Genomic DNA, 16108 nt, shown 5'->3' with positions numbered 1-16108 from the left:
CTGTCGATGCGACGATCGAGGCACCGCGAACCACAACCACCCTTGCTCTCCTTTGGCAAAAGGGGACGACATGGCGAGTTCCAATTCGCAACCGAAAGCGACTATCCGGGCGCTCACATGCTGCGCACGGCGCTTGGGCCGGCGAAAGCCGATCATCCGTCTAGGACTATCGTTCAAGGCAGGGACACGGCGAGAAGGCCCTCGTTCTGACCCGTTGAAGTTTGGATCGAAGCCAAGGAGCAATGAGGGTAAGCGCTGTTCTCAGGCCACGGCCTTTAGCTCGGGCGCCCGGATGTAGGCCCAAGACGGCAGGTCGTCGATCTGGCTGTTCGGATTGCCGTTGACGATCCTGGTGAGTACGTGGGCGAGATAGCCGAGCGGCTCGACGCCATTGAGTTTGCAGGTTTCGACTAGCGACCCAATGACTGCCCAGTGTTCGGCACCGCCGTCGGAGCCGGCGAAGAGCGCGTTTTTGCGGTTGAGAGCCATCTCGGGGTCATTCTGCCCATGTTGGGCAGGAGGTCGAGGTCCATTATCGTTGGCACCCGTATTTCGGACGTCGGCTTCGCTGCGAGAACAGCGAAGAGCGCGCCAACGGCCGGATCATTCATCTCGTCGTCGCGCCCGGGCATGTCATTACCGCTCCGGCCTGGGTGATCGATCCCGTGGCTTGCGCGGCGATGGATTTGGGCTCCCCGCGCGTATCGCTTGCCGCGCTGCTTGAGCTTCACAAGCTCTTGATCGAACGCCGTTTCCGGCGAGGCTCTCCGGATGATTTCACCATCGCGGAGGCGCAACATGAGAACCCTGCCACCCCCGACACGATCTCTCGTGGTCGTTCGCCAACTCAGCTTGCCGCTCGACTCGCAGAAGCTGAACGGGCTGAGTCCAGCGCAACGGACCATAGTGATCGCCCGGCTCGCCAACGTACTGATGGCCGCCGCCGGCGTGGCAACGGAGGAGGAGAGCTGCCATGACGAGCGGTAATCTGATTCCGACTGCCGTCCTCAAGCGCAAGGCCGTCGTCTATGTGCGTCAGTCCACTCAGGCGCAGGTCCAGCTCAACCTTGAGAGCCAGCGTCGGCAATATGAGCTTGTCGACGTCGCGCGGCGCTGGGGATTCCGCAAAGTAGAGGTGATCGACGAGGATCTGGGACGGACCGCAAGCGGGGCTGTGGAGCGTCCCGGTTTCGAGCGCCTGATCGACGATCTGTGCACCGGCCATGTGGGCGCCGTGCTTTGCCTGGAGGCGTCCCGCCTGTCGCGCAACGGGCCGGACTGGCATCGGCTGCTCGAGTTGTGCGGCGAAGTCGATGCGCGCGTGATCGATCTGGACGGAGTCTACGATCCGGGGTTGCCGAACGACCGCCTGCTGCTCGGTATGAAGGGCAGCATCAGCGAGTTCGAGCTCGGCGTGCTGCGTGCCCGCATGTACGAGGCCGCCCGCGCCAAGGCACAGCGCGGGGAACTGCGCATCTCCGTGCCCTTCGGCTATGTCTGGCACCGCGATTACGGTCTCGGGTTCGATCCCGACATGCGCCTGCAGGAGACCATTCGCCTGATATTCGCGCGCTTCCGCGAACTCGGCAGTGCGCGCCAGGTCCTGATCTCGATGATCGACGATGGCGTGCATTTTCCCAGACCCTCCGACGGCAAGAAGATGGTGTCCTTCGACTGGGTTCCGATCCGCTACCGCAACGTGATCTCGATCCTGAAGAACCCATTCTACGCCGGCGCCTATGTCTATGGTAAAAGCGAGAAGCGCACTGAGATCGTCGATGGCCGCGTTCGCAAAAGCTATGGCCATTACAAGCCGGCTAGCGAGTGGGCGGTGGTGCTCAATGACCATCACGAAGGCTACATCGGATGGAGCGAGTACGAACGGAACCAGGAACTGCTCGCGGCCAACGCTTATGGCAAAGCCGGCGGCGTCAAGTCGGGCCGAGGCGGTCGCGCGCTGCTCCCGGGTCTCATCTCTTGTGGTCGATGCGGGCGAAGACTGGTTGTCATGTATGCCGGACGCGGCCAAGGTTATCCGGTATATCGCTGCGAGCGCGGCAACCTCATGATGGCACAGGCGCGATGCATGTCGTTCAACGGCTTTCGTACCGACGCGGCGGTGACCCGCGAAGCGCTGGAGGCGGTTGCGCCGATGGCGATCGAAGCGGCGTTGGAGGCTGAACGGATGCAGCTGGAGAGCGAGGCCAGGCGCCGGCAGATGATCGAGCTGGACCTGCAGCAGGCGCGCTACGAGGCATCGCTCGCCGAGCGCCGCTATGCGGCCTGCGACCCGGAGAACCGGCTTATTGCGGCCCAGCTCGAGAGGAGTTGGGAAGCCACGCTCAGGCGCGTGGAGACCTGCGAGGCCCGGCTGAGCGAAGTCCAGCGTGTGGAGCCTGTCGACGCGGTTCCGGACTTCACGGGCCTCGCCCAGGATCTCAAGGCCACCTGGAATGCGCCGGGTGTCGACATGCGCTGTCGTCAGCAACTGCTGCGCGCGCTCATCAAGGACATCGTGGCGGATGTCGATGACGATGCGCGCGACGTGATCTTGACCATCCACTGGCATGGAGGCCAGCACTCGCAGGTACGGGTTCGCAAGCCCAAATCCGGAGAGCATGGCCAGCGTACGCCTGAGGAGGCTCTGGCGATCATGCGATCCATGGCAACCCGGTGGTCGGATGCCGAAATCGCTGCCACACTCAACCGCATGGGCATGCAGACCGGTCAGGGAAAGACCTGGACCGCGCGTCGCGTCCAATCGCTGCGCACGGTGCACAAGATCAGCGGCTATCGCTCGTCCGACAAGAATGGCGAGTGGCTCACTATGTCGATCGCTGTTTTCCGCCATTTGAAAAGGAGGTGCATAATGAATCAGTCTTCGCGATGGATCGAATGGGCCGCCCGACCGTGTTGCTGTCAATCTCGATGCGGCCGTCGTCAAGGAAGCCCGAGAGGCCTTCCCAGCGCGAGAGCGTGTAGCGGATCGCCTCGGCGAGCTTTGTCTTCTGGCTGATCAGGCCGAGCTTTTCGCGCAACCAAGGTTCAAGATCGGCGACAATAGCGCGGCTATTGTCCTGACGCATTGCACGGCGTTCATCGGCCGATCGGCCGCGGATATCGTCCTCGATCTTATAGAGGTCGGCGATCCGTCTCAGCGCCTCGCTGGCGATCGGCGCGGGACCGGCTGCCGCCAGTTCATAGAAGCGTCGGCGCACGTGTGCCCAGCAGGGCGCGGCCATCGCCGGTCTGCAGTTCTTCCAGGCGATCGCGTCGGTCGCGGTGCAAAGGTTCGTAGTCGCGGATGCCCTGGCTGAAGAGCAGGCCTTTGATGCGGTTGACCTGCTCGACCCGTTCGGCGACCAGCACCTTGCGCTCGCGGTTGGTCCGGCGGCGATCCTCATTCTCGGGCATCGGCACCCGGCATGCGGTTTTCATGAGCGCTCCCTCGATGATGACGCGGCCTGTGGGATCACGAGGCACTCCCTCCGCGAGGGAGAGCCGGCCGCGCGGTTGAGATCAGAATTAGGCTCGATGTCAGCTCGAAATGTAAGACCGATCAAATCCGGCCGTTTTGATCAGTCCCGCATGGTCATGCAACTCGACCACACCATTGCGGAATGAAGCCAGTCCGCTTTCTCGCAAATCCTTCAACACGCGACTTACATGCACGGCCGAAAGCCCCAACGCATCGGCCAGCTCGGCCTGGGTCAGCGGGCATTCAAAGCGGTCCGGATAACTCGTTGCCGATCGATGCGCTCGGCAGCCCAGTTCGAGAAGAAGATGGGCCGTGCGTTCCACAGGCCCCCGTCTACTGACGCCTGCCAGATGTTCCGCAACTCGTGAGTGCCGCCTTGCCTCAGCCCGCAGGATAGCCTCGCAAATGGACGGCGGATAACGCAAAAAACAAGTATGGGCAGGACCGGTCAACTCGATCGCGGTCACATCGGAAAGAGCCGTGACCGTCTCGCCCCCTTCTCCAGAGAACTCGATCAAGGCAATTTCGTGAGGAAGCGCAAAATCGACGATGAGACGCGAGCCATTCCGCAACGTTTTGCCGAACGCCGCCCAGCCCGCGGTCATAACTAGGATAGAGGATTTAGCCTGATGGTCGCGCGCGATCGTTGTGTTCGCCGGATAGAGGCGGCGCACAGCTCCCGGCAGTACAGAGATTCCCCTTTCCCAACTCGCGTCAGCGAACGTAGGTCCCCTCGCCAATTCAAGAGCCTGCTTTGATAAGGCCATTTTGTTTTGATTACCCGAGCCGGTGATTGCCCCTTCGATCTACCTGAGGCTCAAAACCATCAACTACCCAAAAAGTTCCGCCTATCTTTTCATCCGAATGGCGTCGCAACCTACCACCGTGGGATGAACCTTACCACCTTGGGCGTACGCTCAGCATCCGGCTGCCTCTTTTACCCACTTATTGAATCGACGTTGGCCTTGGGTTGCCAGCGCAGCCAACGCCCGCGTTCGAACTTGTCCGTTCGGACGCCCGGCGGACGATCACCGTTACTTTTACGTCACCTAACTTGGTTGAAAACTTGGGTGAACCCTCGCCAAGCAGAGCTGCTCAACTTGAAAGCAGCCGCGTTCGACGCTCTTCTGAAAGCACGTCGGGTCCTGCTGATCGCGTTGATGCCGGAAGCGCGGACCCCACTGGCGGATCGCGCGGTTGCAACTCTTGCCAAGGCGGACCAGGGATCGCCTGCGTCTCACTTTCGAGACTCTCCGTTGCACCTGCCGAAACGATTTGTTCCATTGTTCTGACTGCCGGCTTTCGGCGCGAGTGAAGCCGCGAGAGACGCTTGGCGTTGTAAGTCTGCCGTCTTTCTTCGGCAACTTCCAGGTCATCGAGTGCCGAAATGACCGATGCAAGACGATCCTCGATTTGGCTAAGACGCTTCCGGGTGGAAAGCAGTGCAACTGAAACCAGTAAACTGTACGCAAGTACGACAATGACTGCTCCTACGGGGGTTTCGATGTCGAACACAATCAAAGCGCCAGCTCCAATAAAAACGGCAGGGGCACCATAGCCCAGCAACCTGTCTTTCTTCAGAAGAAGCATCAACGGCCAGGTTGCGGACAGAATCAGAATGGCTGCCGGTCTGTTGACCAACCAATCTAAAAGCCCTGGAACAATTTCGCTGAAAGTATCCATATCAACCTCAAACTAGACGGGGCCGGCCGCCTTCTTCTCGTCAGGGAGTGCAGGCTCTCCTGCGCGCCCTGCACGCTGCAGCGTTTTAGACCCGCGGAAGCGCGATATATGGCCCCGACGACATCCTAAAGGTCTGAAAGTCTTGTCGGGTAGACCAGTTCGACCTTTAGCCGATTTACTACTCAATAATGGTAATGGCGGGGATGTCCGCGAAGCTGTTATGTTTCCGGCTGATCGGCGACGCGATCGGTCGGTGGGCGGAAGAGAGCGATTTGGACATGCCGGATGGCGGGGCGCGAACCCCTACATCTCGTGCGCCGTGGGCGCTTAACAGGCCACTGCCCGAACTATTTTGAAGTAAAGCACATTCAGCCAACGCTGGAGGGTGGGATTTGTGCTGCTGTTTGCAAGGATTCGGAAATGGTAAGTCCAACTGACAATCCGACCATGACCCGAGAGTTACTTCCGCTCGACGTGAGAGAGATCCTTGATTTCTTTCTCCGGCGATGGAAGCTGGTATGCAGCATTGCGGCGATGACCTTCGGCTCATTTGTGGTCGCCGCCTATGTCCTTCCTCCATCCTACACGGGGGCCGCACAAGTCTTACTCGATGCCCCGATCGACTATATGACTCCGCAAGATTATTCGAATTCCGATTTTGCCGACAATTCAACCTTTATCGAAAGTCAGATTGCAGTTCTGAGATCCACCTCGCTCCTTCAGAAGGTCGTTGACAGTGAAAAGCTCACTGAAGACCCAAAGATCGGGTTGGGAGCATTGGAATGGCTGAAGGGTGCACTGGGAGTTTCACGCGTCGGAATGGCGGACGTCATTGAGATTTCAGTGACCGCTTACGATCCGGAAAAAGCAGCATCCCTGGCCAACGCGATTTCCCAGACCTACCTCGATGATCGAGTAAGGTCGCGCTACGAAGGAGCCAGGAAAGCATCCACGTGGCTCAGTGAGCGGGCCGCATCTCTGCGTGAGGAACTGAGCCGTTCGGAACAAGCTGTCCAAAAGTTTCGGATCGATCACAATTTATTGGCGACACCAGCAGGCAGTCTGACTGACCAGCAGCTGTCCGAATTGAATATCGCCTTGATTAACTCACGCGCCGAATTGTCCGAGAAGCGGGCCCAATTTTCTCAAGTTGACAAATTGCTGGCTAGCGGAGGCGACATCCAGTCGATACCAGATGTATTGCAGTCGGTGGTGATTAGCGCGCTGCGGGCTCAGCTCTCTGGAGTGACACGGCGGGAAGCCGACCTTAAATTGAAATATGGCGAACGGCATCCGGATGTCATGACGGCCCAAGCAGAGCGCCGCGACATCGAGGGGCAGATTGCTGCTGAAGTCCAGCGTCTCATCGGCAATCTAAAGAATGAAGTCGACGCCGCAGAAGCCCGGGAGGCTTCGCTGAAGCGGGCCTTGGATTCGGTATCCAACCGATCCGAGATCGAAGGTCAGGTTGGCGTCCAGCTGCGCGATCTGGAAAGGATTGCGGCCGCCAACAAGGAACTCTTTGAGACATTCCTTTCACGCGCCAAGCTCACCGAGGAGAAGTCCACCCTCCTCAACAGCGGCGTACGCGTGATAACCGATGCAGGTGTTCCGGGTTCGCCAAGCTTCCCGAACAGGCCTCTTTTTGCGGCCCTGGGACTTGTCCTAGGCCTCTTCGTCGGAGGCGCAGGCGCCGTACTTCGTGAGCTTTTCGCCTCGGGCTTCATGGCAAAGAAGCAGATAGAGGATGAGTTGGCGGTTCCGGTTCTCGCGTCCATGCCAAGGATGTCGGGCTGGTCGAGGGACGCCCAGTCGCTTGCCCAGCCTGTGGCCTATCTCGAACGCAGACCCCTCTCCCGATATAGCGAAGCCGTGCGGCGGCTCCGCCTGGGCATTGATGGGACACCGGAACAGGCCCGCTTGCCGCGCGTCATGCTGGTGACATCTGCGATGCCCGGCGAAGGAAAGACAACCCTGGTGTTGAGCCTAGCCTGCTCCGCCGCGGCCGATGGCGAACGGGTTCTGGTCATCGATGCGGACTTGCGGCTTTCGGCTGCCTCGGCCTTCTTCGGCATGGCCGACAGGGTCGGACTGGTTGACCTTCTGACTTTGCCGGTAAAGGCCGCAAACGCGATTCATCTGGACGAACGTTCGGGGATTTCTCTGCTCCCTGCCGGCGCAAGGACTCGGAACCCGCCTGCCCTTCTTGCTTCGGTGAGAATGCGCTCGGTCCTCGATGAGCTTCGCGGAAAATTCGACACGGTGATCATTGACGCACCACCTGTTGGACCTGCTGCCGATGCCTCGATCCTGGCGAGGTATGTCGACAAAGTCCTCTTTGTCGTGAGGTGGCGTGAAACCTCACGCGAGGCCGTTGCCGAAGGAATTCGACATCTTGGCGGACGGTCCAAGATTGCCGGCATCGCCTTGACGATGGTGGACGAACCAAAGCTGCCGAAATATGGCCGCTACACTTCGCTCGAAAGTAGTGTTTTGGACAGTTACTATCTAAACTAGAGAGAGAACATATTCCGCCATGCAGCACCCTGACTTATACCATCGCGTCCCAGAGCCGGTAGGAAAAGCCCACGAAGGGGAACCCGCGCGCTGGTGCGTCGTCCAGACGCACCAGAATTCCGAGGGCTTGGCGGAGTGGCACCTGCGATCGCAAAACTTCCGGACCTATCTGCCCAAGCGGAGGCGAACCGTCCGGCACGCCCGCATAGTCAGAACCGTTTCAAGTGCGTATTTCGACTGCTATCTGTTCGTCTCGCTTGTTCAGCAGCAGAGTTGGTATCCGATCAACTCAACCGTCGGCGTGCGGAAAATTGTCATGAGCAAAGGAATGCCGATACCGGCACCATACGGTGTAGTTGAGTCTTTGATATCAGCAACCGACGCTGACGGAATTCTGCACCCGGACATTCTGTTGAGGCCAGGTCAAAGAATTAGGATATTAGATGGACCGTTTTCGGACCAGCTTGGCGTTCTTGATCATGTTGGCAGTGCTGGGGCGGTTAGAATTCTTCTTGATATCATGAACCGCTCCACCCCGATCATCATCGACCGGGATAAGATTTCAGTAGTTTCTTGAAGTATTTTCGTCGGCTTTTACTTAATATAACTTTTCGCTCGGAAGATGCTGGGACGGCCCAGCAATGAGGAACTGAGTTGGCACCCAATTCACCCTCTCTGCGGCAGCTTGCAAGGTGACATCCGAGCCTGCCGGTCGACGAGGACAACATTGGTAGTGCCGCGTGCCAACGAAGTCAGCCCCAATCGGTGTGGATATGGCTCCGCCAGTTCGACGTTTTTGCGGCGACGATGAGCGAATAACCCTCGACGCGATCAACTAGGGGATATCCCTTGCAACCTTCATGCAAATCCAATCCCGCAAGCCACTGTCGCGCGGATCCTAGAGGGCCTCGGGATGGCCTGCAGCCGCCAAAATATCGGCGCTGGACTCCAGAGCCCAAGGCAAGCACGCCGGCCCACGCATTGCCGGAGGAAGTCAATGTTGCAGCGTCAGCCAAGGCGGTTGAGGCGGGATTTTCCAACAGCAAAGCAGATGCAGGTCTATCTCAAACTGAGCGAAGCGCCCCTTCCATGCCCCTCGAAGCGGTGCCGGCGCTGCCGATCGCCAGCGAACTGTTTCGAGCATTCAATGAATGCGGCCTAAAGTACGGAATAATTCAGGATGTCGCATCCCTGAAAGACGGACTTGCGGGCCGGGACGATCTGGACGTCCTTCTGGACAAACACGATTACCCGATCTTCTGCTCGATCGTGAGCAAGCTGTACGGCTGTCGCGGCGTCAGCCTGTCTTGCTACGACAATGTCTGCGCCGGCCGCGAGGACTGGTTCGTGCCTGACTTTTCGCATGGACGCTATCTCCATCTCGACATGCATATCGGGCTCCGGGTCGGCTGGGAGTTTCGTAAGCGATATCCGGTATTCGACTACGCGGCGATTAGACGATGGGAGCCGATTTATGTGGATGGGGTATCGATTCCGGTCGTCTCTCTCGAAGACGAGATTCGAATAGCAATTGCCCGCCTCGCCTTTCGGGCCTGGGCATTGCCTTGGAGAAAATGGATCACCGTCGGGGATGGTTGGAGGGACCAATTTGCCCGCCTGCCATTTCCGTCAGGCGAGCAAAGCTTGCATGCCGTGGAATACACCTTCGCCGGCGGGGGAACGGCGAGCTGCAGGTTTCTGCAAAGCGCCGACGGTTTGGTCGTCCATCGCGGAGATCTTGCCGGGCTACGGCGTTCGATCCGAGCAATATGTGGTTTCACGGGGCGTTACGGAATCGCCGATGCCGGCATCCATCTGGCCCGCAAGGCCACGTATCTCGCCTTGAGGTCCCTTCAGCATTTGATGCCCGGCAGATTTCCACCAAAGAGACGGCCCGCGGCTGGTGGTCTTGTAGTCGCGCTCATAGGTCCTGATGGCATGGGGAAGAGCACTCAGGTTGAGCGGCTAACACAGATATTTCGTTGGAAATTCGGGTGTGCGCAAGCCTATGTCGGAACCGGAGACGGCAATGGGTGGTGGCTTCGCAAGGCATTGCAGACGCTGGTTTTTCCCCATAGACGCCGCCTTAAGTCCTTGGTTCACAAGGATAACAACAAATCCCCCGGAATTGTCGCTGCCGCGCTGGCATTGTGGGCAGTCTTGATCGCGTTTGAGCGATACGCTGTCGTGAAACGTGCACATCGATGGGCGACGCGCGGCCTGATCGTCATTTGTGACAGGTGGCCGCAGGCGCTCTGCAGAGGGTATCTGGACGGGCCAACCATTCCACCGCACCTGTTCTCCATCCCGGGCTTGTCAGCACTCGCCCGGCTGGAGCAAAGACTCTACCAGAAGATGGCAGAATGCCGACCACACCTCACTTTGCACCTCGTTTCAGATTTTGCGGTCTCCGAGCAGCGAAAGCCCGGTGAAATCAGGAAAGAAGCGTTCGATGCGCGGCTATCGCTGATGGCGGAGCTGCGATCCAAGGACAAGTCCATCCGAACCATTGACGCGAGCGCGAGCATAGACGCGGTCGGCCGGGAACTGTTCAGGCATATCTGGCGGTCTCTGTGAGAGGCAGGGCGGGCGGCTCATAGGCCCGTATCCGTCCCCAACAGACCCTGACGCGCGGTCTTCCGACTTCGCGAATCGACAGGTGTTCCCTGCCAGGCGTGGGAAAAGCCGCCGAACGCTCGCGCTCGATGGCGGCGCGCCGCTAGAGCCTGTTTCATCCAAGGATCGACACAGGGCTCTGACTCGAACGAGGCAAGATGGCTCTGTTTCGGGACGAGCACCTGTCCCACCCGGCCCGCAGCGCTACGCAATGACGGAGGTTGCCATGTCCGACACCATACGCAGAACCGGCAGTTGCCTGTGCGGCGGCGTGCAGTTCTCGGTCCGTGGCCCGCCGCTCCGCATTGGTCTTTGCCATTGCAAGGATTGCCGCAAGGCCGGCGGCTCGACCTATTCGGCCTTTGCCATCTGGCCGCGCGGGGCCTTCGAGAAGACGGGCCTCGTCAGCTCCTATGGCACGCGCAGCTTCTGCCCGACCTGCGGCGGCCGCGTCGCCTGGGTCAACGACAACGAGGCCGAGGTGATGATCGGCAGCCTCGACGTCGCGCCGACCGATCTCGTACCCGAATATGAATTGTGGACCTCAAGACGCGAGACCTGGCTGCATGTCTTGCCCGGCACCGAACAGTTCGAGCACGACCGGCCAGCGGCGAACAGTGCAGAAGTGCCGGCGCCGAGGTCGCTGTCGGACGTCGATGCGGCCGCGTGAAATTTGATTTTGCGCTCGATCTTCCACCCGGAAGCGCCGCCCCCGGATTTCATGTCCCCTGAGGTATTGGCAAATGAAGATCGTCCATGTGCTCACCCGACTTCTTCGGGGAGGTTCCGAAGAGAACACATTGGCCTGCTGTCTCGCTCAGGCGCGGCACGGCCACGAAGTGCTTTTGGTTCACGGCGAGGAGTACGACCCGATTTTACGGGCGTCCGTTGCCGAAGCCGTTCGGGTTATGACTCTGGAAAAACTCATCAACTCGATTTCACCCACCCGCGACATTTCTGCATTTGGGCAACTCACGCGCCTTATGCGCGATTGGCGGCCTGACATCGTGCACACACATCAAAGCAAAGCTGGCATCGTCGGCCGCCTTGCCGCCAGGGAAGCCAATATCCCTTGCATCATACATGGCGTGCACATTTTACCTTTCGTGCATGTGGGCAACGCGCAGAGGCTGATGTACCTGGCTGCCGAACGCCTGGCCGCGAAGGTCACACAGGCTTTCATCGATGTCAGCCAGGCTATGCGCGACATTTGCATCGCCAATCATTTGGGTAGCGCCGATCAGCACCACGTCGTCCACTCCGGCTTCGATCTGACACGCTTCGCGAACGCGCAATGGCCGCAACAATCGCATCTCCTCCTGGGAACGGCTGTCGGAGAGCCTAAGCCGCCGGTGGTCCTGATGCTGGCTGCACTTGAACCGCGAAAACGCCACGTAGAGTTCATTGAAGCATTTGTGCAGATCGTCGACCGAATTCCGAACGTGCGACTGCTCCTAGCCGGTGAGGGGCCGGCGCGATCCACTGTTGAATCGGCAATTGAACGATCCCCGTTCGCAAACAATGTTCGTTTGATCGGCTACCATTGCGAGCCTGAGCGACTGATCAGTCTAGCGGACGTGTGTGTGCTGACGTCGATGCGAGAAGGCCTGCCTCGCGTCATGATGCAGTATCTGGCGGGCGGTCGAGCCAGTGTGGTTTCGCATCTGCCGGGAGTGGAAGAGGTCGTGAAGCATGGCGTAAATGGGATCGTGACGCCGGCGGAAGATGTGGGTGCCGCAGCTGCGGCGGTCGCCGATCTCCTTGAGAACGAGCTGTATCGCGCTCGACTGGCTGAGAGTGCGAAACTCACCGACCTTTCGTCCTGGGGGCTAGATGCCATGTGCGATAGGGTCGAGTCGATTTATCAATCCGCTCTTGAGTCAGCCCTTCCAGCCGCACGACCAAACGAGGCGCAATGTCGCGATGGCCTCACCAAGCAAACCGTAGGACTGCACGGATTCTGATCCCTTTTGCTCCTTCGACGGAGCGTAGATTCCCAAGGCTTACTGCTCGAACCCAACGAACACCCTGCTGTCACGCTCCGGCCGACGAAAGTCGATTGATCCTGACGGCAGACAAGACAACGGAGTACGACGATGCGTTTGCGTGCTGACCAGCAATTTCCTTCCGAGCCTCTGCGAATGAAGGATTGGGGCCGATGGGTTTTTCACGGATTTGAAACTGCGGCCGGCCGCATGCTTGCAATGATTGGTGGCCTCGCCATTGCCTTTGTTCTGCTCACTGCCGACGCATCTCGTGCGGACGGATATACGTTCGACACCGGTGACGTCCTGCGGGTATCCGTGATTGGCGAGCAATCCTTTCCACTGGACGTGGTGGTCGATGATCGGGGCTCGATATCACTTCCCATGTTGGGTGATATTCAGGCGCGCGGCCTCACCACTGTTGCCCTTTCGCAAGCCATTCAACGTGCATTTCAACAGCAGAAGCTCATTCTCGAGCCTTTCGTGAAGGTGGAGATCGGTCAGTACCGACCATTCTTTATTTCCGGAACGGTGGCTCATCCCGGATCGTACCCGTTTCAACCTGGAATAACGGTTCGCCATGCGCTGGCCATAGCCGGTGGCTTTCGGGCTACCGCCGTGGGAAACATGGAGCCGGCCCTGCAAATAGCTGATCTGCGCAGCGCGCGCGCAGGTCTTGCTATCGAAGAATATCGTCTGAAGGTTCGGCTCGCCCGGCTCCAGGCGGAAAGCCGGCAGAACAAATCCTTCGTTCCTCCGCCGGATCCGCCAGTCGAGTTTGGCGGCCACTTGATAGTCGACATCATAGCGTCCGAACAGGCGCAGTTGGACGCCCGCCTTGCCGCATATCGGGATGACATTTCCTTCCTTGAAGTCTCGTTGGATCGGGCCAGGAAGGAAGCAGATATGGTCGCAGCAGCGCGAACCGAACGGGAAAAGACCGCGAACATTCAACTCGAGGAACTGCAATCCGCCCGCTCACTGCGGGAAAAAGGTCTGATAACCAATTCGAATGTCATGACGGCGGAACGAGCACATACCAGCTATCGCGCCGAACTTGCGCAGACCGAGTTGCAGCAGGAGCAGGCGCAGCAGGCGATGCTGAACTCGGAGAGTGAGCTGCGAAAAAAGAAGCAGAGTTATGAAATGGATTTGATCTCGCAAACCCAGGACACGCAGGTCGAGCTGGGGAAAATTCAAAGTCAAATAAGGTACGTTGCCGACAAGCTTCTCTTTATCTTTACCTACGGCGAACAGAGGACGTTCGACGATTTGCAAGGCTCTGTGAAGATTTCGATTTTCAGGCGCAACCAGAAAGTCGCCCACGACATCATTGCCGATGAAAATACGGAAGTCCTAGCTGGTGATGTCGTCGAGGTTTCAATTGTAGCCAACAAAGGGTTCTACGCACCGGACGCTTCCGGAACAATGGGGACCCCAAATGCGGAGGGCCCGGCCCTCCAGCCAAGCATTGTCGGCCAATAATACGAACATGCCCATTTGCTCGAGCAAGGCTTTGCTTCAGGGCCGCGATCGTCGCTTCGCGACGCTCTCGGGTTCGTTGTGCCTTAAACGGACCGACATAGTCCGGCCTCGGCACCTCAGGGGTTTGACATGATCCTTGGGGCAGCACTGACAGCCGTGGGGAACCGCTTCCGCCGGGCGAATTCCCATGCCAAAATGGAGCAGAGGCGGATCAATCTCCTCCGTGCAACGGCGCGCCGCAAGACGACGGTGCGTTACGCGACGCGCCACCGCTCCATCATCCGATCGCGCATTCCAGGTACAATCCTGCTCCTCCTCGCTCTTGCGCTTGCCGGAGCTGCATTTCTGCCGCGCCTCGTTGATCTCGGCAGGAACTGGCTGCCGCGACCGTGGACCGATCTCGTGATGGACTGGGACTATTTTTCCGATGCGCTGGTCTTGCTGCCCGGTCCAGACGCTCTTCTGATTGGGCTGACGATAGCAGCCCTGGGCTTGCTGCTCATGGCAGCCGCCCGCAAGGCAAGGCGAAGGGTCGGCTTGCCAAGCGCGTTCGCGAACGCCGGCGCCCAGCCCTCGGCAAGGAGCATTCAGCCGGCGCCCGGTTCGGAACTGGCCTATGCGCTGCGTTCCTGCAAGGCAGCATTCGCGGGCGTCGCGGTTTTTAGCGGCGTGAGCAACATCCTCATGCTGACCGGCGCGATGTTCATGTTGCAGGTCTACGATCGCGTACTGCCAAGCCGCAGCGTTCCGACTCTGGTAGCCATGGCGATATTGGCCGGCGTTCTGTTTGTCGGGCAGGCGGTCGTCGATCTCGTGCGCGGCCGCATTATGACCCGGATCGGTGTTGAACTGGACGAAGCGGTCGGAGGACGCGTATTTACAGCCGTGTCCAGGCTGCCCTTGTACATCGGCCACCAGGGCGATGGGCTGCAGCCGCAGCGCGATCTCGACAACGTCCGCATATTTCTGTCGAGCCCGGGGCCTAGCACGCTTTTCGACTTTCCGTGGATGCCCTTTTATCTGGCAATCATATGGAGCCTTCATCCGACGCTCGGGATTACGGCGATTTGCGGTGCAATCGTGTTGGTGGCGCTGACGGTAGCGACCGAGGTCTTTACGCGCAAACCAATGGGCGCCGCGGTTTCGACGGGCGTGATGCGCAACGGCTTTGCCGAGGCCAGTCGCCGCAACGCGGAGGTCCTCGCGGCGATGGGAATGGGCAACCGCCTGCACGACCATTGGCGGGAGGCGAGCCGCGAATATCTCACGCAACAGCAGCATGTCAGCGATATCGTAGGTGGCTTCGGCAGCTTCGCCCGCGCCTTGCGGCTGATGCTCCAGTCGGCAATGCTTGGTATAGGGGCCTGGCTGGTGATCCAGGGCGAGGCTACGTCCGGGATCATCATCGCCGGCTCCATCCTTGCGGGCCGTGCGCTTGCGCCTGTCGATCTTGCCATCGCCCATTGGCGTACCTTCGTGGCCGCACGCCAGAGCTGGAGCAGGCTGAGCCAGGTGCTCGCCCGATTGCCGCAAGACGCCCAGCCGATGGCACTTCCGGTTCCCGGTTCGAACTTGACGGTGGAGCGCATGACGATCGGCGCGCCGGGCGCGCAACGGATCATCGTGCGAGGTGTGGAATTCAGCCTGGACGCCGGCTCGGTGCTTGGCATCATCGGACCAAGTGGTTCCGGCAAATCCAGCCTGGCTCGTGGGCTGGTCGGCGCATGGCGACCGCTGGCGGGGCGTGTCAAGCTTGATGGCGCCGCGCTCGATCAGTGGTCGTCGGAGCGTCTTGGCCGCCATATAGGTTACCTTCCGCAGGACGTCGAACTGTTCGCGGGAACGGTTGCCGCCAACATCGCCCGCTTCGATCCTGGATCGGACCCAAAGGCCATCGTCGCCGCCGCCCGCGCGGCGGGTGTCCATCAACTGATCATCAGCTTTCCCAATGGCTACGAGACGCAGATCGGAGAGGGCGGAACCGCGTTGTCAGCAGGGCAGCGCCAGCGCGTTGCTTTGGCACGCGCACTCTATCGAAATCCGTTCCTGGTCGTCCTCGACGAGCCCAACTCCAATCTCGACATGGAAGGCGAACGGGCGCTCGCCGAGGCGATCCTCGCAATCAAGGCACGCCGAGGCATCGTGGTGATCGTCGCGCACCGCCCGAACATTCTCACCACCGTGGATTTCGTGCTGATGATGAAAGAAGGGCAGATGCACATGTTTGGAACGAAGCAGTCCGTTCTGTCCAAGCTCTTTCCGATGTCACAGGTCAATACAGAGGGCCTGCAGCCGGTTTCAACCTCGCCTCGACTGCCGAATTGACGACTTGCTACACATGGGA

The 16108-nt window shown here is 59.4% G+C and carries 9 protein-coding genes and 4 pseudogenes; 8 read left to right on the top strand and 5 right to left on the bottom strand.

The window, feature by feature from the left end; all coding sequences use genetic code 11:
• Positions 1-261 precede the first annotated feature (261 nt).
• Positions 262-489: pseudogene (locus tag NKH02_RS18190) on the bottom strand (transposase domain-containing protein); the annotation flags it as partial.
• A gap of 484 nt (positions 490-973) precedes the next feature.
• Here NKH02_RS18190 and NKH02_RS18185 point away from each other — a divergent pair.
• Positions 974-2869 (top strand): annotated as a pseudogene (locus NKH02_RS18185) (recombinase family protein); the annotation flags it as partial.
• 7 nt (positions 2870-2876) lie between these two features.
• Here NKH02_RS18185 and NKH02_RS18180 read toward each other — a convergent pair.
• The 4 genes and pseudogenes from NKH02_RS18180 to NKH02_RS18165 form a co-directional block, all read right to left on the bottom strand.
• Positions 2877-3230 (bottom strand): annotated as a pseudogene (locus NKH02_RS18180) (IS66 family transposase); the annotation flags it as partial.
• Positions 3229-3423 (bottom strand): annotated as a pseudogene (locus NKH02_RS18175) (IS110 family transposase); the annotation flags it as partial. The pseudogenes NKH02_RS18180 and NKH02_RS18175, both read right to left, overlap by 2 nt.
• A gap of 114 nt (positions 3424-3537) precedes the next feature.
• Positions 3538-4152, bottom strand: a complete 615-nt coding sequence (locus NKH02_RS18170) for a Crp/Fnr family transcriptional regulator (RefSeq protein ID WP_352880465.1) — start codon at positions 4150-4152, stop codon at positions 3538-3540.
• A 421-nt stretch (positions 4153-4573) separates the two neighbouring features.
• Positions 4574-5161, bottom strand: coding sequence for a hypothetical protein (locus NKH02_RS18165; RefSeq protein ID WP_352880463.1), 588 nt, complete (start codon positions 5159-5161; stop codon positions 4574-4576).
• A 285-nt stretch (positions 5162-5446) separates the two neighbouring features.
• Between NKH02_RS18165 and NKH02_RS18160 the strand changes: the two genes are divergently transcribed.
• The 7 genes from NKH02_RS18160 to NKH02_RS18130 all read left to right on the top strand — a co-directional run bounded on the left by NKH02_RS18160 (position 5447) and on the right by NKH02_RS18130 (position 16089).
• Entirely contained in the window at positions 5447-7678 is a 2232-nt protein-coding gene (locus tag NKH02_RS18160; RefSeq protein ID WP_352880461.1) for a GumC family protein, read from the top strand.
• 19 nt (positions 7679-7697) lie between these two features.
• A complete protein-coding gene (gene nusG / locus NKH02_RS18155) occupies positions 7698-8255 on the top strand; it encodes a transcription termination/antitermination protein NusG (protein WP_352880460.1) in 558 nt (185 codons plus the stop codon).
• Between the two features lie 404 nt (positions 8256-8659).
• A complete protein-coding gene (locus NKH02_RS18150) occupies positions 8660-10255 on the top strand; it encodes a nucleoside/nucleotide kinase family protein (protein ID WP_352880458.1) in 1596 nt (531 codons plus the stop codon).
• 265 nt (positions 10256-10520) lie between these two features.
• Complete coding sequence (locus tag NKH02_RS18145) at positions 10521-10964, top strand: GFA family protein (protein ID WP_352880456.1); 444 nt, start codon at positions 10521-10523, stop codon at positions 10962-10964.
• Between the two features lie 73 nt (positions 10965-11037).
• On the top strand, positions 11038-12258 hold the full coding sequence (locus NKH02_RS18140) for a glycosyltransferase (RefSeq protein WP_352880454.1): 1221 nt from the start codon (positions 11038-11040) through the stop codon (positions 12256-12258).
• Positions 12259-12390: 132 nt separating this feature from the next.
• A complete protein-coding gene (locus NKH02_RS18135; protein WP_352880452.1) occupies positions 12391-13764 on the top strand; it encodes a polysaccharide biosynthesis/export family protein in 1374 nt (457 codons plus the stop codon).
• 501 nt (positions 13765-14265) lie between these two features.
• Positions 14266-16089, top strand: coding sequence for a type I secretion system permease/ATPase (locus tag NKH02_RS18130; RefSeq protein WP_352880450.1), 1824 nt, complete (start codon positions 14266-14268; stop codon positions 16087-16089).
• Positions 16090-16108 lie beyond the last annotated feature (19 nt).

This window comes from Mesorhizobium sp. M1396 (assembly GCF_040317725.1).
Classification (GTDB): Bacteria; Pseudomonadota; Alphaproteobacteria; order Rhizobiales; family Rhizobiaceae; genus Mesorhizobium.
Note: the sequence above shows the minus strand (reverse complement) of the source record. Positions and strands in the feature narration are given on the sequence as shown.

Excerpts from the sequence above, each read along its gene's own strand:
- NKH02_RS18130 (WP_352880450.1), top strand. The coding sequence starts at position 14,266 with ATGGCAGCCGCCCGCAAGGCAAGGCGAAGGGTCGGCTTGCCAAGCGCG.
- NKH02_RS18165 (WP_352880463.1), bottom strand. The coding sequence starts at position 5,161 with ATGGATACTTTCAGCGAAATTGTTCCAGGGCTTTTAGATTGGTTGGTC.
- nusG (WP_352880460.1), top strand. The coding sequence starts at position 7,698 with ATGCAGCACCCTGACTTATACCATCGCGTCCCAGAGCCGGTAGGAAAA.
- NKH02_RS18140 (WP_352880454.1), top strand. The coding sequence starts at position 11,038 with ATGAAGATCGTCCATGTGCTCACCCGACTTCTTCGGGGAGGTTCCGAA.
- NKH02_RS18160 (WP_352880461.1), top strand. The coding sequence starts at position 5,447 with ATGGCGGGGCGCGAACCCCTACATCTCGTGCGCCGTGGGCGCTTAACA.
- NKH02_RS18135 (WP_352880452.1), top strand. The coding sequence starts at position 12,391 with ATGCGTTTGCGTGCTGACCAGCAATTTCCTTCCGAGCCTCTGCGAATG.
- NKH02_RS18145 (WP_352880456.1), top strand. The coding sequence starts at position 10,521 with ATGTCCGACACCATACGCAGAACCGGCAGTTGCCTGTGCGGCGGCGTG.